The sequence below is a fragment of the Micrococcaceae bacterium Sec5.1 genome (genome assembly GCA_039636795.1).
Classification (GTDB): Bacteria; Actinomycetota; Actinomycetes; order Actinomycetales; family Micrococcaceae; genus Arthrobacter.
In genome coordinates this window covers 1,928,440-1,953,310 of sequence record CP143430.1, presented here as the reverse complement: position 1 = coordinate 1,953,310, position 24,871 = coordinate 1,928,440, and the positions used below count along the sequence as shown (strand labels likewise).

General features: G+C 61.8%; 18 protein-coding genes. 10 read left to right on the top strand and 8 right to left on the bottom strand.

From position 1 onward, the window contains the following. Positions 1–5 precede the first annotated feature (5 nt). Together cydB and VUN82_09005 are read right to left on the bottom strand one after the other, a co-directional pair. Positions 6–1,082: a cytochrome d ubiquinol oxidase subunit II gene (cydB, locus tag VUN82_09010; GenBank protein ID XAS73955.1), complete on the bottom strand. Its 1,077-nt coding sequence runs from the start codon at positions 1,080–1,082 to the stop codon at positions 6–8. 17 nt (positions 1,083–1,099) lie between these two features. After that, the gene (locus VUN82_09005) at positions 1,100–2,719 is read right to left on the bottom strand and encodes a cytochrome ubiquinol oxidase subunit I (protein XAS73954.1); all 1,620 of its coding nucleotides are present in this window, start codon (positions 2,717–2,719) and stop codon (positions 1,100–1,102) included. Between the two features lie 278 nt (positions 2,720–2,997). Between VUN82_09005 and VUN82_09000 the strand changes: the two genes are divergently transcribed. Genes VUN82_09000 through VUN82_08990 form a run of 3 tightly spaced genes read left to right on the top strand, consistent with a single transcriptional unit; the run spans position 2,998 to position 5,740 of the window. Next, positions 2,998–3,384, top strand: a complete 387-nt coding sequence (locus tag VUN82_09000) for a BlaI/MecI/CopY family transcriptional regulator (GenBank protein ID XAS73953.1) — start codon at positions 2,998–3,000, stop codon at positions 3,382–3,384. Between the two features lie 5 nt (positions 3,385–3,389). Continuing rightward, positions 3,390–4,436, top strand: coding sequence for a M56 family metallopeptidase (locus VUN82_08995; GenBank protein ID XAS73952.1), 1,047 nt, complete (start codon positions 3,390–3,392; stop codon positions 4,434–4,436). Between the two features lie 56 nt (positions 4,437–4,492). Continuing rightward, entirely contained in the window at positions 4,493–5,740 is a 1,248-nt protein-coding gene (locus VUN82_08990; GenBank protein ID XAS73951.1) for an MFS transporter, read from the top strand. A gap of 2 nt (positions 5,741–5,742) precedes the next feature. Here VUN82_08990 and VUN82_08985 read toward each other — a convergent pair whose 3' ends face one another. Beyond that, the gene (locus VUN82_08985; GenBank protein ID XAS73950.1) at positions 5,743–7,851 is read right to left on the bottom strand and encodes a DNA topoisomerase IV subunit B; all 2,109 of its coding nucleotides are present in this window, start codon (positions 7,849–7,851) and stop codon (positions 5,743–5,745) included. Between the two features lie 220 nt (positions 7,852–8,071). On the opposite strand from VUN82_08985, the gene VUN82_08980 reads away from it, so the two are divergent. After that, positions 8,072–8,293 carry a hypothetical protein gene (locus VUN82_08980; GenBank protein XAS73949.1) on the top strand — a complete coding sequence of 74 codons (222 nt, stop codon included), beginning with the start codon at positions 8,072–8,074 and terminating at the stop codon, positions 8,291–8,293. 187 nt (positions 8,294–8,480) lie between these two features. Here the strand turns inward: VUN82_08980 and VUN82_08975 are convergent, their stop codons facing one another. From VUN82_08975 to VUN82_08960, 4 genes are all read right to left on the bottom strand, one after another. Continuing rightward, a complete protein-coding gene (locus VUN82_08975) occupies positions 8,481–9,800 on the bottom strand; it encodes an RNA polymerase sigma factor (GenBank protein ID XAS73948.1) in 1,320 nt (439 codons plus the stop codon). A gap of 254 nt (positions 9,801–10,054) precedes the next feature. Further along, complete coding sequence (locus tag VUN82_08970; GenBank protein ID XAS73947.1) at positions 10,055–11,323, bottom strand: DUF4192 domain-containing protein; 1,269 nt, start codon at positions 11,321–11,323, stop codon at positions 10,055–10,057. A gap of 66 nt (positions 11,324–11,389) precedes the next feature. Then, a complete protein-coding gene (locus VUN82_08965) occupies positions 11,390–12,733 on the bottom strand; it encodes an MFS transporter (GenBank protein XAS73946.1) in 1,344 nt (447 codons plus the stop codon). A gap of 34 nt (positions 12,734–12,767) precedes the next feature. Next, complete coding sequence (locus VUN82_08960) at positions 12,768–13,706, bottom strand: PAC2 family protein (protein XAS73945.1); 939 nt, start codon at positions 13,704–13,706, stop codon at positions 12,768–12,770. Between the two features lie 334 nt (positions 13,707–14,040). On the opposite strand from VUN82_08960, the gene VUN82_08955 reads away from it, so the two are divergent. From VUN82_08955 to VUN82_08935, 5 genes are all read left to right on the top strand, one after another. After that, positions 14,041–15,564, top strand: a complete 1,524-nt coding sequence (locus tag VUN82_08955; protein XAS73944.1) for a leucyl aminopeptidase — start codon at positions 14,041–14,043, stop codon at positions 15,562–15,564. Positions 15,565–15,861: 297 nt separating this feature from the next. Further along, a complete protein-coding gene (gene lpdA, locus VUN82_08950) occupies positions 15,862–17,244 on the top strand; it encodes a dihydrolipoyl dehydrogenase (protein XAS73943.1) in 1,383 nt (460 codons plus the stop codon). Between the two features lie 114 nt (positions 17,245–17,358). Further along, positions 17,359–19,113 carry a 2-oxoglutarate dehydrogenase, E2 component, dihydrolipoamide succinyltransferase gene (gene sucB / locus VUN82_08945; protein XAS73942.1) on the top strand — a complete coding sequence of 585 codons (1,755 nt, stop codon included), beginning with the start codon at positions 17,359–17,361 and terminating at the stop codon, positions 19,111–19,113. A 180-nt stretch (positions 19,114–19,293) separates the two neighbouring features. Then, positions 19,294–19,647, top strand: a complete 354-nt coding sequence (locus tag VUN82_08940; protein ID XAS73941.1) for a hypothetical protein — start codon at positions 19,294–19,296, stop codon at positions 19,645–19,647. 186 nt (positions 19,648–19,833) lie between these two features. After that, positions 19,834–20,262 (top strand): OsmC family protein, encoded by a 429-nt coding sequence (locus tag VUN82_08935; protein XAS73940.1) that lies wholly within the window; start codon positions 19,834–19,836, stop codon positions 20,260–20,262. A gap of 74 nt (positions 20,263–20,336) precedes the next feature. Here VUN82_08935 and VUN82_08930 read toward each other — a convergent pair whose 3' ends face one another. Then, positions 20,337–23,846 (bottom strand): S41 family peptidase, encoded by a 3,510-nt coding sequence (locus VUN82_08930; GenBank protein ID XAS73939.1) that lies wholly within the window; start codon positions 23,844–23,846, stop codon positions 20,337–20,339. 96 nt (positions 23,847–23,942) lie between these two features. On the opposite strand from VUN82_08930, the gene VUN82_08925 reads away from it, so the two are divergent. Beyond that, on the top strand, positions 23,943–24,842 hold the full coding sequence (locus VUN82_08925) for a TIGR01777 family oxidoreductase (GenBank protein ID XAS74652.1): 900 nt from the start codon (positions 23,943–23,945) through the stop codon (positions 24,840–24,842). The last annotated feature ends 29 nt before the right edge of the window (positions 24,843–24,871 follow it).

The window sequence follows — 24,871 nt, the reverse complement described above, 5'->3', positions numbered from 1 at the left end:
CGAGGCTAGGCTCCCGGGTTGGAAGGGCTGGTGTTTTCCTTGCCAACCAACACCTTGGCGGCGATGGCCGGAAGGAAACCGTGGGCTTCGGGAATGTGCGCTGCGCTGACACGGCGCCGGAATACCCAGTAAGTCCAGGCCTGGTAGGCAATAACCAGGGGAAGCCCCACCGCAGCCACAATGCTCATCAGGCCCAGCGTGTAGTCGGAGGAAGAAGCATTGGAAATAGTTAGGCTGAACGCGGGATCTACGGTTGAGGGGATGACCACTGGGAACGCGGCCCCGAAGATCGACGCCGTGGCACAGACGACGAAAGCTCCGATTGCCCCAAATGCCCGGCCCTCCGAGCCGTTGCGTGCCCACTGCCAGGCCAAAACCACGGACACGACTCCGGCCACAACAATGACCCACGTCCAGGTCTTTCCGCTCAGGAACTGCACAGCAACCATCCATGCGAGCATCGGCAAGACAGCAAACGGCACCAGCCGCACAAACCAGCGGCGGGCACGCAGCCGCACCTCGCCGTCGGTCTTCAACGCCAGGAACGCCAGGGCGTGAACCAAGGCGAAGGCGACCACACCGAAGCCGCCAAGGAGGGCGTAACCGCTGAACCAGGCAAACGGTCCACCGGTGCGGTCCCCGTTGGCGTTGAGCGGCAAGCCCGTGGTGGTAAGCGCCAGGGCTGCGCCGATACCGAAGGCGGCCACAAAGGATCCAACGGCGATTGCCCAGTCCCAGGTGGTGCGCCAGCGTTCAGTGTCCACCTTGCCCCGGTATTCGAAGGCCACGGCCCGGAAGATCAACGCCACCAGGACGCACAGGAGCGGAAGATAGAGCGCCGAGAACAAGGAGGCGTACCAGAGGGGGAAAGCTGCGAAGGTGGCTCCGGCTGCAGTGAGAAGCCAAACCTCGTTGCCGTCCCAGACGGGGCCGATGGTATTGAGAAGCACGCGCCTGTCCGTGTTGTTCCGCGCAAACAGCTTCATGAGCATGCCTACCCCGAGATCGAAGCCCTCAAGGAAGAGATAGCCGGTCCATAGTACTGCGATGGCCACGAACCAGATGGTTGGCAACAGTTCCATTGTCTATTCCTCTGTTTCTAGTAGGCGAACGCCAGGACGTCGTCGGCTTTGTCGGGGCCGGGTGCGCCGTCGTCGCCTTCCTTGTCCCTGTCACGTTCGTCATCGCTGGCGCGGTGCTTGTCCGCGGCGTGGGCAAGCTCAGGCATGGCTGAGGCGACGCCGCCACGGACGTACTTGACCAGGAGCTTGACTTCCACCACCAGCAGGACGGCGTAGATGGCGGTCAGGACAACCAGGGAGGTCATGAGCTCACCGGCACTGACGCCGGGTGAAACGGCAGCGGCGGTGAACATGAAGACCTGGTCAATACCGTTCATGTCGGGATTTGGGGCTACGACAAAGGGTTGCCGGCCCATTTCCGTGAAGATCCAGCCGGCGGCGTTGGCCCCGAACGGTGCCAGGATTCCGAAGACGGCAAGGCGCATGAGCCATTTTGACCCAGGGACGACGCCCTTGCGGGTAACCCATAGGGCCACAAGCGCTGCCAGTGCGGCGACGCCCCCGAAGCCGATCATCATCCGGAAGCCCCAGTAGGTGACTTCCATGACGGGCACGTACTGGATTTCCTGACCGGCCCGGTCGCCATAGAGCGGGTTGTCCGGCAAGTGCGTGCCGTACTTCTCCTTGTACTCCCCAAGCAGGCTGTTCACGCCCTTCACTTCTGTGGTGAAGTCGCCCTTGGCGAGGAAGGAAAGGATCCCTGGCACTTCGATGACAGCGACGATGTCGTCACAGTTCTTGGCACCCAGGTTGCCGACGCTCAGTACGGAAAAGCCGGTGCCGTCGTGGCATGCCGCCTCCGCGGCAGCCATTTTCATGGGCTGCTGCTCGAACATGAGCTTGCCTTGCAGGTCGCCCGTGAGGGCGGTGCCGGCAAAGGAGATCATCGCCACCACGGCGCCGATCCGGAGGGAACGCATCCATACTGTGTAGTCACCCTTGTCGCGGCCCGGGATATCGGCTTCTCCGACAAGCAGCCGGCCGTCCGCACCAACCACGTCAATGCCGTCATGGCGGCGGCGCCACAAGTGGTACCAGGCGATTCCGAGCAGGAAGGCACCGGCAACACCAAGGGCACCGAAGAGAGTGTGCGGTACGGCAACCAGTGCAGTGTTATTGGTAAACACTGCCCAGGCGTCCGTCATGACAGGCCGGCCTTCCACCATTTCAACGCCCACCGGGTGCTGCATCCATGAATTGGCCACGATGATGAAGTAAGCGGAGAAGACCGAACCGATCACGGCAATCCACAGGCAGGCAAGGTGGACACCGCGCTTAAGTTGCTTCCAACCGAAGATCCAGAGTCCAAGGAAAGTGGACTCGACGAAGAAGGCGAGAAGGGCTTCGAGGGCCAGCGGTGCCCCAAAGACATCACCAACGAACCGGCTGTATTCGCTCCAGGCCATGCCGAACTGGAATTCCTGAACGATGCCGGTTGCCACACCCATGATGAAGTTGATGAGGAAGAGCTTGCCCCAGAACTTGGTCATGCGGAGATACTCGGGCTTTCCCGTGCGGTACCACAGGGTCTGAATGATGGCCACCACCAGGCCAAGGCCGATGGTCAGGGGCACCATCATGAAGTGGTAGACGGTGGTGATCCCGAATTGCCAGCGTGCGATTTCCAAGGCGTCCATGGCTGTCCTTTGTCCGGCGGCCCAAGTGCGGTGTAATTACTTCTACGTTGTGTAGAAAACTTTACTTCTACACAGTGTAGAACAAGTGAGGGAACCACATGCCATTCTTCAAGTGGCGTTACGCACACGCAAGGGTCAAGCGCCGTCCGCGACGCGCCGATAGTTCTACCTCACGTAGAATGAGAGGCTGAAAAGCGGTAGATTTGTGATGGAACGTTGGATCATCGCTCCCGGGTGGCGGCTTTTGCCACCGGGACGCGGAAGGTAGGGAAGTATTGATGGCGAGTCTTGGGGAACTGGAACGGGCAGTGATGGACCTGCTCTGGGCAGGCCAGGAGGCTGCAACAGCCAACACCCTGCGTGATCTTCTCGCGCAGGACTCTGAAGCCGGCGACGGCACAGCGGGACACCAGGGCAAGGACCTGGCAGTGACTACGGTCCTGACAGTGCTCTCCAGGCTGGAGAAGAAGGGCCTGGTGGAACGCGAACGCGGGACCAGGCCACACCGATACCAAGCCGTGTCGAGCCGCGCCGACCACACCGCGGAACTCATGCACGAAGTTCTTGGCTCGGCTCCTGACCGCGAAGCAGTTCTTGCCCGCTTCATTGGCTCCGTCTCCGAAAGTGAAGCCGCTACCCTGCGCAAACTGCTCGGCTACAATTAGCCAGTATGTTCTGGACCTCATACTTCCTGGCGGTCCTGGCATTGATACTGGCGTGGCCGGTACCCGTTTTGCTTTCGCGCGCGCAATGGCCTGCGCGCTCCCCCTTCACCGCAATGGTCCTCTGGCAGGCAATTGCCCTCGCAGGTGGCCTGTCCATGATCGGCGCAATGCTGGTCTACGGGCTGGAACCAATCGGTGAGAACCTCATCGCTGGGCTCAGGAGCCTGGCCGGCATGGTTTTCAATAACGAGCCAACCACAGCGCTGGGCTTCTGGCACCTCTTCGCCCTGTCTGCGGCCGCACTCCTAACGGCCCACCTGGTGTTCACCCTGCTCTTGACCTACTACAAAATTGAACGGCAACGCAGGCGACACCGCGAATTGCTCACGCTTCTGGCATCACCCTCGGACGACGGCCCGGGCACCGTAGTGATCAACCACGACTCCCCTGTGGCTTACTGCTTGCCCGGCGGCGCACGTTCGGTGACAGTCTTGTCCGACGGACTCATGGCCGCCCTCGAACCGGCGGAATTGCGCGCAGTGCTCATCCATGAAAACGCGCACTTGTCCCAACGTCACGACCTCCTGCTCTGGGCGTTCGCAGCCTGGCGGCAGGCACTCCCCTGGTTCCCCACCACACGGCTTGCCCAGACGGCCGTGAACTCCCTGATCGAAATGCTGGCTGACGACGTCGCACTCAGGACCGAAAGCAAGGTCACGCTGATCAAGGCCATTGCCATAGTCTCCAGCGGGTCCTCCACGCCAGGGCTGGGAGAACAGTCCGTGAGCGGCGGTGCACCGAATGGCAAGGCTCTTGCCGGCCAGGCACTCAGCCCGCGGGCGCTCAGCGGCGGGGGCGCCGTCGTCGAGGGTGGCAGCATCAGCGCCACCGGCGGGGCAGATTCACCGCGTACGACGGCGTCACGCGTGAGCCGCCTCCTCTCGCCACAGCCTCCACTCGCCAAAGGTCTTCGCGCCCTGGTGCTGGCCACCTCAGCCTTGCTGCTGGCTGTGCCCACGGGGCTTCTTATCGTCCCGGGATTGCTTGGCTAGGTAGAAGGTCAGCGCTGGCGGTGTTGTTACATGGCGGTGTTGTTACATTGAGGGGCGTGAACGACGACAAGTCGCGCTTGAGTGCCGACATCTCCCCCAGCCACCGATGGCCCCTCTATGCAGCCGGCTTCACCACCGCTTTTGGCGCCCACGCCGTAGCCGCCGGACTTGGCGCCGAAAGCGCGGACATCGGTTTGAGCCTGCTTGGCCTGGGTGTGCTGTTGGCCCTGTACGACATCGCGGAGGTCTTCCTCAAGCCGGTCTTCGGGGCCCTCAGCGACCGCATTGGGCCCAAACCCGTGATCATCGGAGGGCTTCTGGCCTTCTCCGCTGCGTCCCTCATCGGGCTGTGGGCCGATCAACCCCTCATGCTGGCCGTAGCCCGTCTGGGCCAAGGCATGGCTGCTTCGGCATTTTCACCAGCATCCTCTGCCAGCGTGGCGAGGTTGGCCGGCAAACACACGGGTCGCTACTTTGGCCGTTACGGCGCATGGAAGGGCCTTGGCTACGCGGTCGGTCCCCTGTTGGGCGCTGTCGCGATCATCGCAGGCGGTTTCAGCCTGCTCTTCCTCATCCTCTCCCTATTGGGCTTCGCAGTAGCCGTCTGGGCCGCCATCTCCGTGCCGCGCCTGGCTCCCCTGCATCGGCCCAGATACACCATCGTTGATGTCTGGAAGCAAAGTACCGAGCGATCATTCCTTGGGCCTACCGTGGTGCTGGCGGCCTCGACTGGCGCCCTGGGCGCAGCGGTAGGCTTTCTCCCGGCGCTGGCCGCAAGGGAGGGCCTCGGCACCGCCGGCAGTGTCGCCGTCGTAACGGTCTTGGCCTTGGCGTCATCGCTGGTCCAGCCAAGGATCGGACGATTGCGGGATCGGGGAGTCCTCGCAGACCGGCCGGGCATGGTGGGTGGTTTGCTGGCCATAACCGTCGGCGTACTCATCGCGGGCCTTCTCCCCGAAGCACTGGCTATGAACGGTGCCCTTTCCATGTACCGCGCCGTACCGATTTACTGTGCCGCCGTTTTGATCGGACTGGGAATCGGTACCGCTACCCCATTGGCCTTCGCGCACTTGGCAGATGCGACTCCCGCTGAACGCCTGGGCCGCACGATGGGTTCGGCCGAACTTGGCCGGGAGCTTGGCGATGCTGGCGGGCCCTTGTTGGTGGGCGGGATTGCCGTAGCAGCGGGTCTCCCTTGGGGCTTGGGTGCCCTTGCTCTGGCCGTAGGGGCAGCGGCCTTTGCGGCACCAGCTTCCGCGGCCTCCGGCTCCGTCACAAAAACAGGCCGGAAACCGCGGGTCTGAACCTAGGCGTCGATGCGCTCCCGGTCCAGCGTCGCTGCCCCGGCAATGATGAATTCCTTACGGGGCGCGACGTCCGAGCCCATGAGGAGATCGAAAACCTCTTCAGCACGCTGGGCGCTGTCAATCCCGACCTTTCGAAGGGTCCGGTGACGCGGGTCCATGGTGGTCTCGGCGAGCTGCTGTGCGTCCATTTCGCCCAAGCCCTTGTAACGCTGGATGGGCTCCTTGTAACGCTTGCCCTCCTTGGCCAGGTTGGCCAGGAGAACATGCAATTCCGCCTCAGAGTACGTATAGATCATCTCGTTGGCCTTCTGGCCCGGATTGATGACCTCCACGCGATGCAGGGGCGGAACTGCGGCGAACACCCGGCCCGCCTCGACCATGGGCCGCATGTAGCGGAAGAAGAGCGTCAACAGCAGCGTGCGGATGTGCGCGCCGTCGACGTCAGCGTCTGTCATCAGGATGACCTTGCCATAACGTGCTGCATCGAGGTCGAAACTCCGGCCTGAGCCGGCGCCGACAACCTGGATGAGTGCAGCACATTCAGCGTTGGAGAGCATGTCCCCTACCGAAGCCTTCTGGACGTTAAGGATCTTGCCTCGAATAGGAAGCAGGGCCTGGAAATCCGAAGACCGGGCAAGCTTGGCAGTTCCGAGCGCAGAATCACCCTCAACGATGAAGAGCTCGGATCGTGCCACGTCATCAGTGCGGCAGTCGGCAAGCTTGGTGGGCATCGAAGAGGTTTCCAGTGCGTTCTTTCGGCGCTGGGTCTCCTTGTGCACCCTGGCCGAAATTCGCGACTTCATCTCCGCAACGATCTTCTCCAGCAACAGTGCCGACTGTGCTTTGTCATTGCGGTTGGCAGAGGACAACCTGCTCGAAATTTCCTGCTCGACCACCTTGGCAACGATGGCGCGAACAGCGGACGTGCCGAGGATTTCCTTGGTCTGGCCTTCGAACTGTGGCTCGGCCAAGCGGACGGTCAGCACAGCGGTGAGGCCGGCCAGGACGTCGTCCTTCTCGATCTTGTCGTTGCCCGCCTTCAGCTTCCTGGCGTTCGTTTCCACGGCTTTTCGGAACGTCTTCAGCAACGCTGCCTCGAAGCCCGCCTGGTGCGTACCGCCCTTGGGGGTCGCAATGATATTGACGAAGCTACGCATCGTCGTCTCGTAACCGATCCCCCAGCGCAGGGCAATGTCGACTTCGCAGTCGCGTTCGACTTCAGCGATCTTGCTGTGCCCGTTTTCATCAAGGACCGGGACCGTTTCCTTGAACTTCCCCGAACCGTGGAGACGCCACACGTCAGTCACTCCGGAGTCGGCCGCGAGGAACTCCACAAATTCCGAAATGCCGCCGTCGTGGTGGAAGACTTCCTCGTGCACACCGTTTTCACCAGGAGTGCCCGCAAGCTTGCGCTCGTCGCGGACAGTAATCTTCAATCCGGGGACGAGGAACGACGTCTGGCGTGCACGCGAGGCGAGGTCGTCATAAGAGAACTTGGCGTCGGGAGTGAAGATCTGGCGGTCGGCCCAGTAACGCACCCTTGTACCGGTGACTCCGCGTTTGGCCTTGCCAACCACGTCCAACACAGAATCTTCAACGAAAGGCTCGAAGGTCGCGTTGGGGCTGGGCTTGGCGCCGGCATCAATGAAACGTCCGGGCTCACCGCGGCGGAAGGACATCTGGTACGTCTTGCTGCCACGATCGACCTGGACATCCAGCCGGCTCGACAAAGCGTTGACCACCGAGGCGCCTACGCCATGGAGGCCACCGGAAGCCGTGTAAGAACCGCCGCCGAACTTGCCGCCTGCATGCAGTTTCGTAAAGACAACTTCGACGCCGGAAAGTCCCGTCTTCGGTTCGACGTCTACCGGGATGCCTCTACCGTCGTCATGGATTTCGACCGAATTATCCGCGTGGAGGATGACCTTGATGTCATGCCCGAAGCCGGCCAGGGCCTCATCAACAGCGTTGTCGATGATCTCCCACAGGCAGTGCATAAGGCCACGGGAGTCGGTGGAACCGATGTACATGCCCGGGCGCTTGCGAACGGCTTCCAGGCCCTCCAGGACAGATAGATGCCGGGCGTTGTATTCAGAACTCGGTGCCACTCGCGGTGTGCTCCTTCGGGGTATATCTCAAGGCAAACACTGCCCATCTTAGGCTAGTCTCGGTCCCGCATCGGCACCGGTTGCCACTCCCGGAAACCGGCATTCTACTTCGTTACGTTACGCACATGTGATACGCGGACAGCGAAAGTGATCCATCCTTGCCATGGTTCTGCTCCGAATACTGGTTATATGGATGTACAGAACTACTAAGGAGGCCGACATGACAACAGCAGTTGCAGACCGCACACTGAACGCAGCTGACCGATGCGATCGTTGCGGGGCTCAAGCATATGTCCGCGTTGTACTCGAGTCCTCCGGCGGTGAGCTGCTGTTTTGCGGCCACCACGCACGCGCAGTTGAGGCCACGCTTCGGCCCCTGACCTCCGACTGGCACGACGAGACCGAGCGCCTCAACGAGAAGGCACCCGTTCCGGTCGACTAGACAGGACTGGCGGTAAGGCTGGACACTCTCCTGCCACATCACTTCGAGCAAGAACAGGGCTCCTCCCATCCGGGAGGGGCCCTGTTCCGTTGAATACAGGACGCCCACACAGTAACGACCCGATCGGATACTCCGATCGGGCCGTTACTGTTTGACTGCGGACCTCTTTAGCAGAAGTCGTCCTTCTTTAATCCAGGTAGTCCCGCAGGACCTGCGAGCGGGACGGGTGCCGCAGCTTGGACATGGTCTTGGATTCGATCTGGCGGATGCGCTCACGCGTAACGCCGTAGACCTTGCCGATTTCGTCTAAAGTCTTAGGCTGGCCATCGGTCAAACCAAAGCGCATTGCTACGACTCCGGCCTCACGCTCGGAGAGCGTGTCCAGAACCGAGTGCAGTTGCTCCTGGAGGAGCGTAAAGCTCACGGCGTCAGCCGGAACAACAGCTTCAGAATCCTCGATGAGGTCACCGAACTCGGAGTCACCATCCTCACCCAGCGGCGTGTGCAGCGAAATCGGTTCACGGCCGTACTTCTGGACTTCGACGACCTTCTCAGGCGTCATGTCCAGTTCCAGCGCCAATTCTTCAGGTGTGGGTTCACGGCCCAGGTCCTGAAGCATCTGCCGCTGGACGCGGGCGAGCTTGTTGATGACTTCCACCATGTGCACGGGGATGCGGATGGTGCGGGCCTGGTCAGCCATGGCGCGGGTAATGGCCTGACGGATCCACCACGTTGCATATGTGGAGAATTTGAAGCCCTTGGTGTAGTCGAACTTCTCCACAGCGCGGATGAGACCCAGGTTGCCTTCCTGGATGAGGTCCAGGAAGAGCATGCCACGGCCGGTGTAGCGCTTGGCCAAGGAAACAACGAGGCGAAGGTTGGCTTCGAGCAGGTGGTTCTTGGCCCGCTTGCCGTCGTGGATAACGAATTCAAGTTCACGCTTGAGCTTCGGGTCCATGGAACCGTCGTCGGCGTTGATCTTTTCTTCAGCAAACAGGCCGGCTTCGATGCGAAGCGCCAGATCGACTTCCTGCTCAGCGTTCAGCAGGGCGACCTTACCGATTTGCTTCAGGTAGTCCTTCACGGGGTCAGCCGTGGCACCGGCAGACATGACCTGCTGGACAGGGGCGTCGTCGTCATCGGCGTCCGAGTAGACGAATCCGGATCCGGAGGGCGCTGCCTTGTCTTTACCGGTTACGGCGCCGTCCTCGGCATCGTCGTCTCCGACTTCAACTTCCTCAGCTGCTGCAGGATCGAAATCTTCGTCCTCGACAGCCACTTCTTCGGTGTCGGTCTCGGAGTCCGAAGACTTGTTCGCGGCTTCGGCCGCGGCCTTGGCGCCGGGCTTGGGTCCACGCTTCTTTGGTGCCGGCTTGTCAGAGGTGCCCTCTGAGGCCTTGGTGGCAACACGTGTCGCCGCGCGCTTTGCCGAAGTGGCCGCATTGTTTTCCTCAGCGGACAGTTCGGCCTGGGCGGCGGGTTCCTTCTCGACGGAAGACGGGGTCACAGAAAACCTTTCTAGCGGCGGTCTGTGGAATCACCATGCGGGCAACACCACTATGACCCTGTCAAGTCCGCGATCAATTTCAAATGCGATCGCCGTCTGCAGAGTCACTATGTACAACTGCCAACGACACCGTAATGTTCCCGGATTCCGGGCTCATTGCGGGCATTCAAACGCGGACCCAACCGGGTCTCGGCATCCATTGTCTCACGGTTTTATGAATCCCACGCTTGATGAAGCGTAATGGCTACTGATGGCTACAGGAGGGATCCTTTGTAGGTTCCCCATGCGGACTCTGGACGGCTGGCCCAGGCGCAGATGCTTCCTTGCCCGAGTATCTCGTCCAGCAATTCGGCGAGCCTGTAGCCGGGGCTGGCTGCTTTGGCGCGCATAAGGCAGGCGTGTGCAGAGGACCCACTACCCTTGCACCAGGCAATCCAGCCTTGCAAGGTCAAGGCAGCAGCAGCAACTTCCCCCACTTCTCCTTGGACACACAAGTACGACAGGACACGCTGCAGGGCATCAAGCTGCCCCCAGTCAGGAATGGCCGGTTCAACACCCAGAAGGACGTCAGCATAGGCAAAGATGCTGAGCATCCCGTTTGCTTCGAAGGCCTTCCCAACCCCTTTGTCGGTATCAGCCGGGGGCAATGCCAGCTCGCCGGCGTCGAACGGAAGTGGCTCGGAGTCGTCGTCGCCACTGCGCAATCCGAACGCTGCTGCCCCTGCCTTCGCGGAACCGGTTCCAGCAGCTGCCATGATCATGACAGCGTCCCGCCATCCGGGGACACCAAGGGTCGACCTGAGAAAACCCGCGACTCGCGGGGTTAGCAAATCCACGGTTTCACTGCCGGGACGGATCCGGGCGTCGTCCAGCACTTGCCGCCACACCTCAAGTACGCCATCAAAGCACCTCCCACTGCGCCATGACGTTCGCATCCGCTTTGCAAAATCTGATTCGGCCTCGGCCACTGCGGGATCGAGGGCACCAGGACGTCCCGGAACGGGCGGAAGTTCCTTGCTCCTTGGGGAAGCTCCGATGGTGCTGCCTCGATAGACCATTTCTGCGCTAAGCCTGCTGTTCCGGATTCGTTCTATCGGCAGGCCCGGCACCGGGCAGCACTCCTGGTCTGCGCAGAAGGCGCCACGCCAATACTCAGGACCAACCAACCAGGCGTCCCGGACAGGCAAATCAGCGTGGTCAAGTGTTTCTTGAAGTTCAGCCAGCAGTGGAAGTGTTCTGGTGACAACCATGCCATCGTCCCAACCGTCGTCGGTGTAGAGGGCAAGGACCACGCCGTCGGCAAGGGTGTCCGCCGCCAAGTAGTGACGCACATGCTCCGCAAAATCAGCAAGCGCGGGGCCCGAAGCCCGGGCAGGCAGGTCAACGCGGAGAGCGGCTCCGAGCAATCTCCCCTGCATCGTGATGGCCACAAGGCTGTCCTCGGGCCAGTAACCCAACAAATGCGGTATGTAACCCAGGATGTCTTCTGGTTGATGAATGCTCAGCGTCTCTTTGGTGGTCATGCTTCAAGCTTGGGCAACGCCAATGGTTGAAAACAGGGACCATCGCGTGTATGTGGATAAAGGTGGCTACCTTTGTGCACGTGCCGCTCGCCGGCGCTCGATCCTCTCGCGGTGCTGCCGGACCAAGGTAGCAGCCAGAGGAGGTACGTGGACACCCTGCTCGGCCATCTGCAACCGCACCTTCCGCCGGGTCAGCATAATAAGGACCGTCCCGATGCCCAGCAGGACGAACTGGACGCTGAGGGCTACACGGAACGGATCAAGGCCGTACAAGTCCCCGCCTGAGAATCCGCTCGCGTTCAGGACGTCCAGGACCAGGCCAATGAGGTAGATCGCCACCAAGGCAGCGATGAATCCGCCCACGTTGACGATCCCTGTGGCGGTACCAATACGCTGGGAAGGATTGAATGTCCGCGCGAAGTCGAAGCCAATCATGGAGCCCGGCCCGCCAACTGCCAACACCACCACCAGCATCACGAGGAGCCAGAGTGGTGCCCGGTCAGGAAGGATGAGCACCGCCGCCCAAGCCAGCGCAGTGGACGCAGTGATGAGCAGGACCATGGCCGAGCGGCGCATTGGATGTTTGGAGACGAACCGACCAAATCCAGGCCCCGAGACGATGGCGGTTGCCACAAACAAGGCCATCAATGCTGAGACCGTCCCGGCATCAAGTCCCTGCGCAGAGAGGAGGAACGGATAACCCCATGTCATCGCAAAGAGGTTGCCACTGAACTGGACGGTGAAATGGCTCCACAAACCTAGCCGGGTGCCTGGCTGCTTCCAAGCGCGTGACAGGGAAACTCCGGTAGCGCGAAGGCCCTGCCCGGTTTCCCGGGGCGGATGCCCGGGAGGCTGGTCCCGCAACAGCACGAGGACCAGGACGACAGCCAGCACGGACATCGCCGCGAGTGACATGAACGCGGGCGTCCATCCGGCAGAGTGAAGAAGCAAGGCGAAAGGCACCACGCTGAAGAGCTGGCCCAACTGCCCGCACATCCCGGTCAGCTGCGTAACCACGGGCACCCTGACCGGGCTGAACCACAAGGGAACGAGCCGGATGACGGAGATGAATGTCATGGCGTCACCGGCTCCCACCAGGACGCGCCCCAAAACCCCTCCAGGGATGCTATCCGCGAAGGCGAGCTGCAACTGCCCCAGTCCCATCAGGATGGCACCACCGGCAATCATGACCCGCGATCCGAATCTGTCCACCAGGACGCCCACCGGAATTTGTAAGCCTGCGTAGACAAGCAACTGCAATACAGTAAAAAAGGAGATGGCCGAAGCACTGGCATGGAAGCGTTCTGTTGCTTCCAAACCCGCGACACCAAATGAGGTTCGCTGTGCTACGGCCACCAGGTAGGCAAAGACGCCAATCGTCCAGATGAGCCAGGCGCGGGGAGCAGTCACTCCTCAATTATGCCCGCCACAGTTCAAAGCTGATTTATTGAGGCGAGTCTTTCCGCGCCAGGTACGCCTCCACAGCCGCTCCAATGTCCTCGGCGTTGGGCAGTTCGTCGTTCTCATCGGCGAGCAACGAACGCCGGACGATGCCCTCGGATTTCTCGTCATACCGTGCCTCCAGGTTGGCGACGACGGCTTGCACTTCCTCCGAGGCTTCAATCTGTTCCGCAATCTGGCGGCCTACTTCCCGGCCGGCCTCCCGGAGCCGGTCAGTAGGAAGCATCAGGGACGTTGCCGCTCCGAGGTACTCCAACCCTGCCACCGCTGCTGGAGGATATTCGGCCTCAGCCAGATAGTGGGGCACGTGAATGACGTAGCCGGCCACATGGCGTTCGGCCTCGGTGAGCCGGAGTTCAAGGATGTGGCCAATGGCGGCGGGAACTTCGACCGTTGGCTTCCAACTCGAGATACCTTCGATAAGTTCGGGCCGGTTGCCGTGAACGGTAACTCCCACCGGCCGCGTATGCGGTACGGGCATGGGGATGGAGTGGATCCAAGTCACCAGGTTGACGTCGAGTTTCTCCACTATTCCTACGACGGCACGGGCGAATCGCTCCCACTGCAAGTCAGGTTCGAAGCCGGCGAGCAACAGGAAGGGCTGGCCCAGGCCGTCTGTGAGCTTGTAGAGCGCCAGTCTGGGTGCCTGATAGTCCTGCAAATGGTCTTCAACGAAGCTGATGTGGGGACGCCGCGAGCGGTAGTCGATGAGTTGGTCGGCGTCGAACATGGCCACGACCTCAGCGTCGAGTTGGTCCAGGAGTTCCGCGTTGATCTGCCTGACCACATGACCGGCATCGGCAAAGCCCGTGAAACCCATGACCATATTCAGCCCCCGCAGTTCCGGGCTGTGGAAGATCTCGATGTTGCTCGCATAGAGCGCCTCGGGGTCCAGGAGGGAGCCGGATATCCGTTCAAACACGGCATGTTCCTTTCGCAGTGGCAAGCTTCGGTGCCCCCATGCGCCACTGGTCATGGCGTCGCTGACTCCATGAATGTGGTGTGGGGACTCTGTGTCTCTTTGTACAACGCTGCACCTCCAGTAGGCATTCCTGCCCTTGGTGTGCCGCAGCTCTCATTTAATTGCTGTCAGCAGCCTGCGAGAGACTACGATCGAAACGGGCCGACGTCTTTGCGACGCTGGACCTGAAGACCAAGGCCGCCGTCGCAACAGGACGTCGGGCGCGTACCGGGAGCTGGCCCGCCAAACATGCGGCCCCGCCAAGCAATGCAGAGAGAAGTGAGGAAACATCCTCGTGGTCAAGACTACTGACATCATCCTCGGCGTCATCGCCAAGGACCTGAAAAAGTCACCCAGCGACGCACTTGTGATCGGAGTTGCCCAGGGCTCGGACGGACCAGTGCTGCTGGAGAACCCTTTGAGTGCCAAGGCCGCCGAATCCCTTGAGGGATCGCTGAAGCTCCTTGGCGTCTCGGGTGCTCCCGACCAGGCGCACCGCCTTCCGGGTTTGCCGGAAACGGGCTCAGGGATCCTGGTCCTGGCAGGCGTGGGCAAGTTGTCCGAGGACGGCACCATCCCTGAAGAGGCACTGCGCCGGGCGGCCGGATCCGCGGTCAGGCAACTTGCCGGCGTCCCCTCCGTGACGTTGGCGTTCCCGACGGCGTCCGACACCGACGTCGCCGCAATCGCCGAAGGTGCCGCCATGGGCGCCTATTCCTACACCGAACACCGTTCCAGCCAGGACGGGCTCAAGGACCCGGTGGCCAAGGTTCTGATCTTGACCGGCGTTGATGCCAAAGCTGCCCAACCTGCCCTTGACCGGGCAACAGTGCTGGGCAGGGCCGTCAACGCAACGCGTACGCTCGTGAACCAGCCGCCCAGCCACTTGTACCCCGAGTCATTCGCCGAATCTGCCAAGGAACTGGCAAAGGGTCTTCCCGTGAAGGTGACGGTCTGGGACGAAAAGCGCTTGGAAAAGGAAGGCTTTGGCGGCATCCTCGGCGTTGGCAAGGGTTCAACCCGGCAGCCACGCTTGGTCAAGGTCGAGTACGCTCCGGCAAAGGCCACCCGGAAGATCGCCCTCGTGGGCAAGGGCATCACCTTCGACACCGGCGGTATCTCCATTAAGCCAGCCCTCGGCATGGGTGACATGAAGAGCGATATGGCGGGCGCCGCCGTCGTTCTTAATACGGTCCTCGCCATCGCCTCGCTCGGCCTGCCCATCAAGGCGACCGCGTGGCTGTGCATTGCTGAGAACATGCCTTCCGGCGCTGCCCAGCGTCCGGCGGACGTCCTGACTGTCTATGGTGGAAAGACAGTCGAAGTCTTGAACACCGACGCCGAGGGCCGCCTTGTCATGGCCGACGGATTGGTGGCCGCGAGCCTGGAAAAGCCGGACGCAATCATCGACGTCGCGACACTCACTGGCGCCCAGCTGATTGCGCTCGGATTGCGCACGGCAGGAGTGATGGGTTCCGATTCGGTCACGGCCGCCTTGAAGTCCGCCGCTGACAGGGCAGGCGAGCTTGTCTGGCCGATGCCGTTGCCCGAGGAACTGCGCCCCAGCCTTGACTCCCAGGTTGCGGACCTTGCCAACATCGGCGAGCGTAACGGCGGAATGATGACAGCAGCCGTCTTCCTGCGTGAATTCGTGGGCAAGAACGGGGACGGTCAGCAGATTCCCTGGGCACACGTCGATATTGCCGGGCCATCGTTCAACAACGGCAGCCCCTACGGCTACACCCCCAAGCAAGGAACGGGATGCACAGTCCGTACCTTGGTGGCCTACGCCGAGGATCTGTTGGCGCCCTCCGCGTAAGCAACCCGCTCCACTGCGTTAAACCGGGGTGTGCGGGTAGGGCGGATGGGTCCGTACCGCCCGCACAACCCCGGAATTATGCGGCGTGTAGCGCTGTGTCACAAGAGAACGTGAGTCTGGACACAAGCGCTCCACAAACGCCCGTGGAGGGTGGAGCATGGGTAGGTGGTTCGCTAAGGTGAACTCGATAGTCACAAATGCAAGAGAACTTAGGTGCTGGCATAATCACGGCAGAACAAGTTCCAAGACCAGATGACGCGTTGTCCCGTGTCATCATTCACGCGAGGGAGCGTTTTAGTGGCCGATCAGGCAACTGCGCAAGAATTCGACATCCTGGTACTCGGTGGCGGCAGCGGCGGCTACGCCACAGCCCTTCGAGCCGTACAACTTGGGTTCACCGTTGGCCTTGTAGAGAAGGCAAAGCTCGGTGGAACCTGCCTGCACAACGGCTGTATCCCCACCAAGGCACTCCTGCACTCGGCTGAACTCGCCGACCACGCACGGGACTCCGCCAAGTACGGCGTGAACGTCACGTTCGATGGCATCGACATGTCGGCTGTGAACGCTTACAAGGACGGTATCGTCGCTGGGAAGTTCAAGGGCCTCCAGGGTCTCATCAAGTCCAAGGGCATCACCGTCATCGAGGGTGAAGGCAAGCTCCAGGGCAACAACACCATCGTCGTCAACGGCACGGCCTACACGGGCAAGAACATTGTCCTTGCAACCGGTTCGTACTCGCGCTCCCTTCCAGGCCTGGAAATCGGCGGCAGGGTGATCACCTCGGATGAAGCCCTCACCATGGACTACATCCCCAAGAGCGTCATCGTCCTGGGCGGCGGCGTGATCGGCGTCGAGTTCGCTTCCGTGTGGAAGTCCTTCGGCGTGGACGTCACCATCATCGAAGGCCTGCCCTCCCTGGTTCCCAACGAGGACGCATCGATCGTGAAGAACCTTGAGCGTGCCTTCAAGAAGCGCGGCATCAAGTTCAGCACCGGCGTCTTCTTCCAGGGCGTGGAGCAGAACAACGACGGCGTCAAGGTCACCTTGGTGGACGGCCAGACGTTCGAAGCGGAGCTCCTGCTCGTGGCTGTCGGCCGCGGCCCTGTCACTGCCAACCTGGGCTACGAAGAAGCCGGCATCACCCTTGACCGCGGCTTCGTCATCACCAATGAGCGCCTCCACACAGGCGTCGGCAACATCTACGCAGTGGGCGACATCGTCCCCGGCGTCCAGCTCGCGCACCGCGGCTACCAGCAGGGTATTTTCGTCGCCGAGGAAATCGCCGGCCTGAACCCCGCCATTGTCGAAGACGTCAATATCCCCAAGGTCACGTTCTGCGAGCCTGAGATCGCTACAGTCGGCTACACGGAAAAGGGCGCCAAGGAAAAGTTCGGCGACGACCAAGTCCAGACGCAGGAGTACAACCTGGCTGGCAACGGCAAGAGTTCCATCCTCGGTACCGGTGGCATCGTCAAGGTTGTCCGCCAGAAGGACGGCCCCGTTGTGGGCATTCACATGATCGGTTCACGCATGGGTGAGCAGATCGGTGAAGCGCAGCTCATCGTGAACTGGGAAGCCTACCCGGAAGACGTGGCCCAGCTGGTCCACGCCCACCCCACCCAGAACGAAACCCTGGGCGAAGCCCACCTCGCCCTCGCGGGCAAGCCGCTCCACGGCTAAGTCTTTACCCAAGACAAACGGACAGGGTGCATGCCGCGGAATCTGCCGCATGCACCTTGTCCGGACCAGCAGAATTCATCCGCACAAAAGATCAATAAGGAGAACGGGGACGACATGTCTGAATCCGTTAACTTGCCCGCCCTCGGTGAGAGTGTCACCGAAGGAACCGTCACACGCTGGCTCAAGCAGGTTGGTGACCGGGTAGAGATCGACGAGCCGCTGCTCGAGGTTTCCACCGACAAAGTAGACACCGAAATCCCTTCTCCGATCGCAGGCGTCATCGAAGAAATCCTCGTTGCTGAAGACGAGACAGCAGAGGTTGGCGCCCCCCTGGTACGCATTGGCGACGGCTCCGGCTCCGCCGCACCGGCTGCTGAGGAAGCACCCGCCGCTCAGGAAGCACCCGCTGCTGCCGAGCAGGCTGCTCCCGCCGAAGAGGCTCCCGCCGCCCCGGCTGCTGAGGAAACCCAGGCTGAAGCTCCCGCCGCCTCCGGTGGCGAAGGCCACGAAGTAACCCTGCCCGCCTTGGGCGAGAGCGTTACCGAAGGCACCGTCACCCGCTGGCTCAAGGCTATTGGCGACACCGTGGAGGTGGATGAGCCGCTTCTTGAGGTTTCCACTGACAAGGTCGATACCGAGATTCCTTCCCCGGTTGCAGGCACCTTGCAGGAAATTCGCGTCAACGAAGACGAAACCGCCGAAGTTGGATCGGTTCTGGCTGTTATCGGCTCCGGCGCGGCAGCCCCCGCTCCGGCTCCGGCGCCCGCCGCTCCTGCCGCTGAAGCTCCGGCCGCACCGGCACCTGCTGCCGCCCCCGCACCCGCACCGGCACCCGCACCCGCAGCCGCACCGGCACCTGCTGCCGCCCCCGCACCGGCACCTGCTGCTGCGCCGGCTCCGGCTGCCGCGCCGGCAGAAGCCGGCTCGTCCTCCGAGTCTGGTTACGTCACTCCCCTGGTACGCAAGCTGGCAAACCAGCAGGGCGTGGACATCGCATCCGTGTCCGGCACCGGCGTCGGTGGCCGCATCCGCAAGCAGGATGTCCTTGCCGCTGCCGAAGCCAAGCAAGCCGCCGCAGCAGCGCCGGCCGCGGCTCCTGCTGCCGCTCCTGCCGCCAAGGCTGCGGCACCCGTTGTTGCTTCCTCCCTGCGAGGCACCACGGAGAAGGCTCCGCGTATCCGCCAGGTCATCGCCCGCCGTATGCGCGAGTCGCTGGAAATCTCCACCCAGCTCACCCAGGTGCACGAGGTCGACATGACCAAGATCGCCAAGCTCCGCCTCAAGGCCAAGAACTCGTTCCAGGCCCAGAACGGTGTGAAGCTGACGTTCCTGCCGTTCATCGCCAAAGCTGTGGCGGAAGCCCTGAAGCAGCACCCCAAGCTGAACGCTGCCTACGACGAGTCCAAGCAGGAAATCACCTACCACAACGCCGAACACCTCGCCATTGCGGTAGATACCGATAAGGGCCTGCTGGTGCCGGTCATCTCCGACGCCGGCAACCTCAACCTTGCAGGCCTCGCCGGTAAGATCGCCGACGTCGCAGGACGCACCCGCGATGGAAAGATCGGCCCGGATGAGCTGTCCGGCGGTACGTTCAGCATCACCAACATCGGTTCTGTTGGCGCCCTGTTCGACACCCCGATCATCAACCAGCCGCAGGTAGGCATCCTGGGCACGGGCGCAATTGTCAAGCGCGCAGTGGTGGTGGCCGACGAAAACGGCGACGACTCGATTGCCATCCGCTCCATGATGTACCTGTCTCTGACGTACGACCACCGCCTGGTGGACGGCGCGGACGCTGGCCGCTTCCTCCAGACCCTCAAGGCCCGCCTTGAGGAAGGTGCTTTCGAAGCAGATCTTGGTCTCTAAGCCCAAGCGTTAGCAGACCCTCCTCACGGAGGGCGCTCTACTCAACCAGGCGGGGCAGGCTCCGGGGAAACCCGGTAGCCTGCCCCGTTTCGTTGTCCCACACCATTTGTCCGCGGCGCTGTTCGTCTACTAAGCGTGGCTTTGCTACAGGACGTAGAACCAACTGGATAAGCTGGGGCCATGAGTATTCTCTTCAACATCCTGCTGTTCTTGCACATCGTCGGCGCAGCCATGATTGTGGGCTACTGGATCGCCACCATCAAGACGCCCACCGTCCACCCCCGCCAGCGGGACGGCGCATTCCTGCAGTTGCTTACAGGCATTGCCATGATGGGCCTCCTGCCCCTCATGCCGGATGCCCATCCCAACTACTTCAAGCTCGGCATCAAATTCGCCATCGGCGTGGCCGTTGCTGTTCTAGCGGTGATCGGCTCCCGCAAGGTCAAGAAGGGCGAACCTGTTTCCACCGGCTTGGCTCACGGCGTTGGTGGATTGGCCCTGGTGAACATCGCCATTGCCACGCTCTGGAACTAAGCGCACGTCGCAGCAGCCGGTCCGCCTTCGCCAGGGGGGTCGGCTGCTTTGTCAACGCAGGTCCGGGGTCACAATCCACTGACAGCGGAATGACAGTGCAGAGCAGCCGGCAAATCCATAGGATTGACCCCGGTGGCATCCGGCGATGGCTGGTTGCCGACACACAAACGACCCCAAGGAGTGGACATGGCAGCAACACGCACCGCACACACGGTTTGGAACGGCAACTTGATTGAGGGTGCCGGCAACACGACGCTGGATAGCTCAGGCCTGGGCACGTTCGATGTCACCTGGAAGGCACGCACCGAGCAGTCCGGTGGCAAGACCAGCCCGGAGGAATTGATCGCTGCAGCCCACTCTGCATGCTTCTCCATGGCGTTCAGCCACGCACTTGCCGGCGAGGGATTCACAGCTGAAGAAGTTCAGACCAAGGCCGACGTTACCTTCGTTCCCGGCACAGGCATCACGGGCAGCCACCTGACCATGACCGCGAAGGTTCCGGGCCTGTCCGAAGCCGACTTCCGCCGTATTTCCGAAGACGCAAAGACGGGCTGCCCCGTTTCCGGTGCACTGGCCAGCATCGAAATCACCTTGGATGCCACCCTCGCGCAGTAAAACCCTTCAAAGCGCAAAAGAGCCCCGCCACTCCCCTGAGGGGAGCGGCGGGGCTCTTCTGCGCTCACCTGCTGCTAGCCCTCTTGCGGGCGGGCGGGCAACGGCGCTGGCCGCACCTGGCGGTAGCCTTCACGCAACGGCGGGCGGTCAGTAGGTAGCTCCTGGATCATCTCCTTGAGGGCACCAATGCCATACTCGAGTTGCGGATCGCTGCCTGCTGCATAGGCGTGGGGCGGGAAGAGCACCTCGATGTCCGGCTCCACACCACGGTTTTCAACATCCCAGCCGATCCCACCGCCAAACCACGTGGCATAGCGGGGCTGGGTCACGCCGGTACCGTCAGCCAGGGCAAAGCGGTTGTCAATGCCCACCACGCCGCCCCATGTCCGTACCCCAATGACAGGGCCGATGCCCCTCAGTTTGGACACTTGGGTGATGATGTCGCCATCTGATCCGGCAAATTCGTCTGCCAGGATAATCACTGGACCCCGGGGAGCATGGTGGGGATAAGTCCGTGGCTTCTCGCCACGCGGCATACTCCACCCAGTGACCTTCCGGCCAATGAGCTCGGCCACGAGCTGTGAGGTGTGGCCGCCACGGTTACGCCGCACGTCTACGATCAACCCGTCCAGGGCGGTTTCTGTATCGAGGTCACGATGCAACTGGGCCCAACCATTGGCCATCATGTCCGGGATGTGCAGGTAGCCGAATTTATCACCGGATGCCTCACGGACCGTGCGCCGGTTGGCGCGGACCCAGTCCTGATAGCGTAAACGCTCCTCGTCACGGATGGGGACTACGGCAACCCGCCGCTGGGCACCCGCAGCTCCACCATGTCCTTCGCCATTCAAGAGTGTCAATTCAACGGTTCTCCCCGCTGCACCCACCAATTGCATGGCGGGCGTCAGCGCCGCGGAAAGCTCGACGCCGTCAATCGCCAGGAGGACGTCGCCCACCTTGGCATCTGCGCCGGGACGCGTTAAGGGCGAAGTTGCGAGGGGATCGGAAGACTCTCCAGCCAGGATCCTGGTTATCTCCCAGCCTTTGCTGCCGAGCTGCAACTCCGCGCCAAGCCTGCCTTGACCATTACGACCAGGTTCAGTCACAGCGGCCGGCCGCACATAGGCATGAGAGGTCCCCAGTTCGCCATGGATCTCCCACAAAAGGTCCACAAGGTCATCATGAGACCCCAGCCGTTCCACGATCGGACGGTAGCGATTGTAGACGGAGTCCCAGTCCTGGCCAGCCATGTCCGGAGCCCAGAAGAAGTCCCTCTGCAAGCGCCATGCTTCATCGAAGGCCTGGCCCCAGGCAGCCACCGGGTCCAGGATCACGCGGATCCTGTTCAGGTCCACTTTGACCAATTCCCCGGATTCTTCGTCCACCTTGCTGTCTGACGGAACTGACACGATCTGCTTATCAAGGACATAGACAACCGTCTTGCGATCACCAGACAACCGGTAGCTGTCCACAGCAGCGACGAGGGTGGTTTCCTTGCGCTTGGCAAGGTCAAAGCGCACCAGGGAGGGGGCTGTCTTCTTATCCTGCAGAGTGCCCTTCCCTTCGCCGGTAACACCGGATAGCTCAGTGTCAAGCCACAGCAGCGCCCCGTCCCCGGCAGCGAGTCCGGAGTAGTTTCCCTGTGGCACGGGAACCGTAATGACGCGGTGAGCAAGGCCTTCGGCGTCGACCCGCACAACTGGCGCTTCACCGTCGTCGTGCTTTGCTGTTGTGGCGGGAGCATCCTCAAGGGTGTCCACGGACGGACCGAAAGGAGACGGCGTATCAGCGGCCAGGGCCAGCAGGTACGGCTTGATGGGGCTCGGGAAGGAAAGGTCGAAAGAATGGCCGTCATAGACGGGGTCGAAGCTCCGGTTGGACAGGAAGGCCAGGAATTTCCCATCCGGGGTGAATCTGGGTGATTCATCGCAGAAGCGGCCGTCGGTGGCATCGATAATGTCGGCGTCGGATGCCGAAGGCCGTGCCAGCCGAAGTTTGCTGCGGGAACCGAAGGACGTCACGGGCTCAGACCAGGCGAGCCACTGCGAATCAGCCGACCACGACAACTGATCGACGCTGCCTTCGCCAATACTGACCAAACGAGTCAATGTCCCGGACGTGGTGTCGGCTACGAAAACGTCGCCAAAAGACGTGCCGATGGCGAGCCAACGGCCATCGGGACTGGCCTCCAGTGCGCTCGTCCTTGTAGGTGCGGGGAAGTCCAGCCGGAGATCGTCCGCTTGATCATCTCCTGTGGATGCGACAGGTATCGCCGTTCCCCCCACTGTGTCTGGTGACGGTTCGGCTTGGGCGGCTTCGTCGGAGGGTGCGGCCGCTTGGACCGTATCCATGGACTGGTTGGCTGGCTGGTTTGCGGTGGAACCTTGTCCCAGGACGTTGGATGCCGAGACCGGCTTGGGGAGTCCATCGGCTTCACTGGAAGCAACAACAGGTTCCGCCGCCTTCGGCACCTCAACAACTCCGGACAAGCGTGCGGCGATGCGCTTGACGTACAAAGCCTCCACTCCCCCGTGGTCAGCCACATAAGCGATACGACCATCCGTCAGCGGACGCGGGAGGCGGGCCCGGACACCCGGCGTCGCTTCGACTACTCGCGAGGGCCCGTCCCTATGGCGGAGCCAATGGATGGTGCCATGTGACTCGACCGCGCTGGCCGTTCCTGCAGTATTCGGAAAAACGTCGCCCAGATGCGCAGACGTTTTCAGCGGGGCAGGGCGCCGCGCCGGTGATGCAGAACCCAGCGTGATCTCCAGCTTCACGGCTTCAGCGTCGGCGTCCAACGAGGGCAGGATCCAGAGTTCACCGGCAGATTCGAAAACAATCCGCTGGCCATCCGAACTGGCGTGCCGAACATAGAAATCTTCATGGTCCGTGTGGCGACGCAATCCTGATCCGTCAGGAAGGACGGAGTAGAGGTTTCCGTAGCCTTCGTGGTCTGAGACGAAGGCGATGCGCCCCTGGATCCACAGCGGGTCAGTCAGGTTGCCCTCAATTTCGGGGATCAAGCGCTCGAACTCACCATTGCCGTCTGCGTCGATCCACAACTTGCCGGCAGTGCCGCCACGGTAACGCTTCCACCAAGCCGGTTCGCGGGAAAGGACGCTCGCCAAGACCACTGGCTTCTCGTCACCGATTTCGGGTCCATACGCAACAGCCTCCACCGGTCCGAAAGGAAGTTCGACGGCGGCACCTCCGTTCAGGGGGAGGCTATAGGCATAGGTGTGGCGGCTCTCGGACTGCTGGAACGCGCTGGTCACCAGGACGTTTCCAGCGGGCGTGAAACCCTTGACCCGGGTTGTGGTGTGTCCAAAGTAGCTCAGCTGCTTGTACCCGCCGCCGTCGACGTCCGCGGTGACAACTTCCGGTGAGGTACCAACAACAGCAGTCCACACCAGCCGCTTGCCATCGGGAGTGAAGCGTGGGTTCCTGGCCGGCATTTGCTGGGAGGAAACACGCCAGGCCCGGCCACCGGAGACGGGGGCGATCCAGATGTCATCTTCGGCCACGAACGTGACCAATTCGCCATGGGCATGCGGGAAACGGAGGTAGCTGGAGGAGGTCATTGTTCGATCATAGTCAAGAGGCGCGGTGTCAAGAGGGACCCGCCCCGCGCTTCGCACCTGTTTCTGCCTCATGCTGGGGTCGTGGTGAGATGGGTCATGCGAATCGTGATGTCCGGAGCCTCAGGAATGATTGGGACAGCATTGTCCGAGCAGTTAAAAAGTGCTGGTGACGAGGTCATCCGGCTGGTTCGTCGGCCTGCAAAGACTGACGACGAAAGGACATGGGATCCAGTTGCTGGAGTCCTGGACGAGGCAATCCTGGAAGGCGCAGATGCGGTGGTCAACTTGTCCGGCGCCGGCATCGGCGACCGGCCATGGACCAAGCACAGAATCAGTGTCATTCGTGACTCACGCCTTCAGCCAACCCGGACACTCACTGCGGCCATGCGTCGCTTGGGCCAGCCGGCATTGTCTTTCGTCAGCCAGTCAGCATCCGGCTACTACGGCGCCTCCCGGGACGGTGTGCTCCGCGAAGACTCCGGTCCAGGCGCGGGAGTGCTGGGACCGCTCTGCGTTGAATGGGAGCAGACTGCCAGAACCGCTCCAGCCAGCGTGAGGGTAGTGACACCAAGGACCGGAGTGGTGCTCAGCACTTCCGGTGGCGCATTGGGCCCAATGCTTCCACTGCTCAGGCTTGGGCTTGGCGGACCCTTCGGAAACGGGCGACAATACTGGCCGTGGATCACCCTTGCCGACGAAGCCGCTGCACTCGCGTTCCTCCTCAAGTCCGATCTGGAAGGTGCGGTCAATGTGTGCGCCCCGGAAAGCGCGGACGTTAGCGCCATTGTGAGGCGGCTCGCGAAAGCGTTCCATCGTCCTGCCTTCTTACGCGTCCCACGTCCCGTCCTCCGGCTTGTCCTTGGCAAGCTTGCTGACGAGCTCGTCCTGGCAAACCAAAGGATGGAACCAGCCAAGCTTGCCGCCGCCGGTTTTCAGTGGCAACACCCGGGGCTCGATGAAGCCATGGAGTGGCTGACGAGCAAGCATTCCCGCTGATCGAACCGCATCCCAGACCCACTCACGCC

Bases quoted from the DNA above. Each gene is read 5' to 3' on its own strand.
- cydB (XAS73955.1), bottom strand. From the start codon at position 1,082: ATGGAACTGTTGCCAACCATCTGGTTCGTGGCCATCGCAGTACTATGG.
- VUN82_09005 (XAS73954.1), bottom strand. From the start codon at position 2,719: ATGGACGCCTTGGAAATCGCACGCTGGCAATTCGGGATCACCACCGTC.
- VUN82_09000 (XAS73953.1), top strand. From the start codon at position 2,998: ATGGCGAGTCTTGGGGAACTGGAACGGGCAGTGATGGACCTGCTCTGG.
- VUN82_08995 (XAS73952.1), top strand. From the start codon at position 3,390: ATGTTCTGGACCTCATACTTCCTGGCGGTCCTGGCATTGATACTGGCG.
- VUN82_08980 (XAS73949.1), top strand. From the start codon at position 8,072: ATGACAACAGCAGTTGCAGACCGCACACTGAACGCAGCTGACCGATGC.
- VUN82_08970 (XAS73947.1), bottom strand. From the start codon at position 11,323: ATGACCACCAAAGAGACGCTGAGCATTCATCAACCAGAAGACATCCTG.
- sucB (XAS73942.1), top strand. From the start codon at position 17,359: ATGTCTGAATCCGTTAACTTGCCCGCCCTCGGTGAGAGTGTCACCGAA.
- VUN82_08940 (XAS73941.1), top strand. From the start codon at position 19,294: ATGAGTATTCTCTTCAACATCCTGCTGTTCTTGCACATCGTCGGCGCA.
- VUN82_08935 (XAS73940.1), top strand. From the start codon at position 19,834: ATGGCAGCAACACGCACCGCACACACGGTTTGGAACGGCAACTTGATT.
- VUN82_08930 (XAS73939.1), bottom strand. From the start codon at position 23,846: ATGACCTCCTCCAGCTACCTCCGTTTCCCGCATGCCCATGGCGAATTG.
- VUN82_08925 (XAS74652.1), top strand. From the start codon at position 23,943: ATGCGAATCGTGATGTCCGGAGCCTCAGGAATGATTGGGACAGCATTG.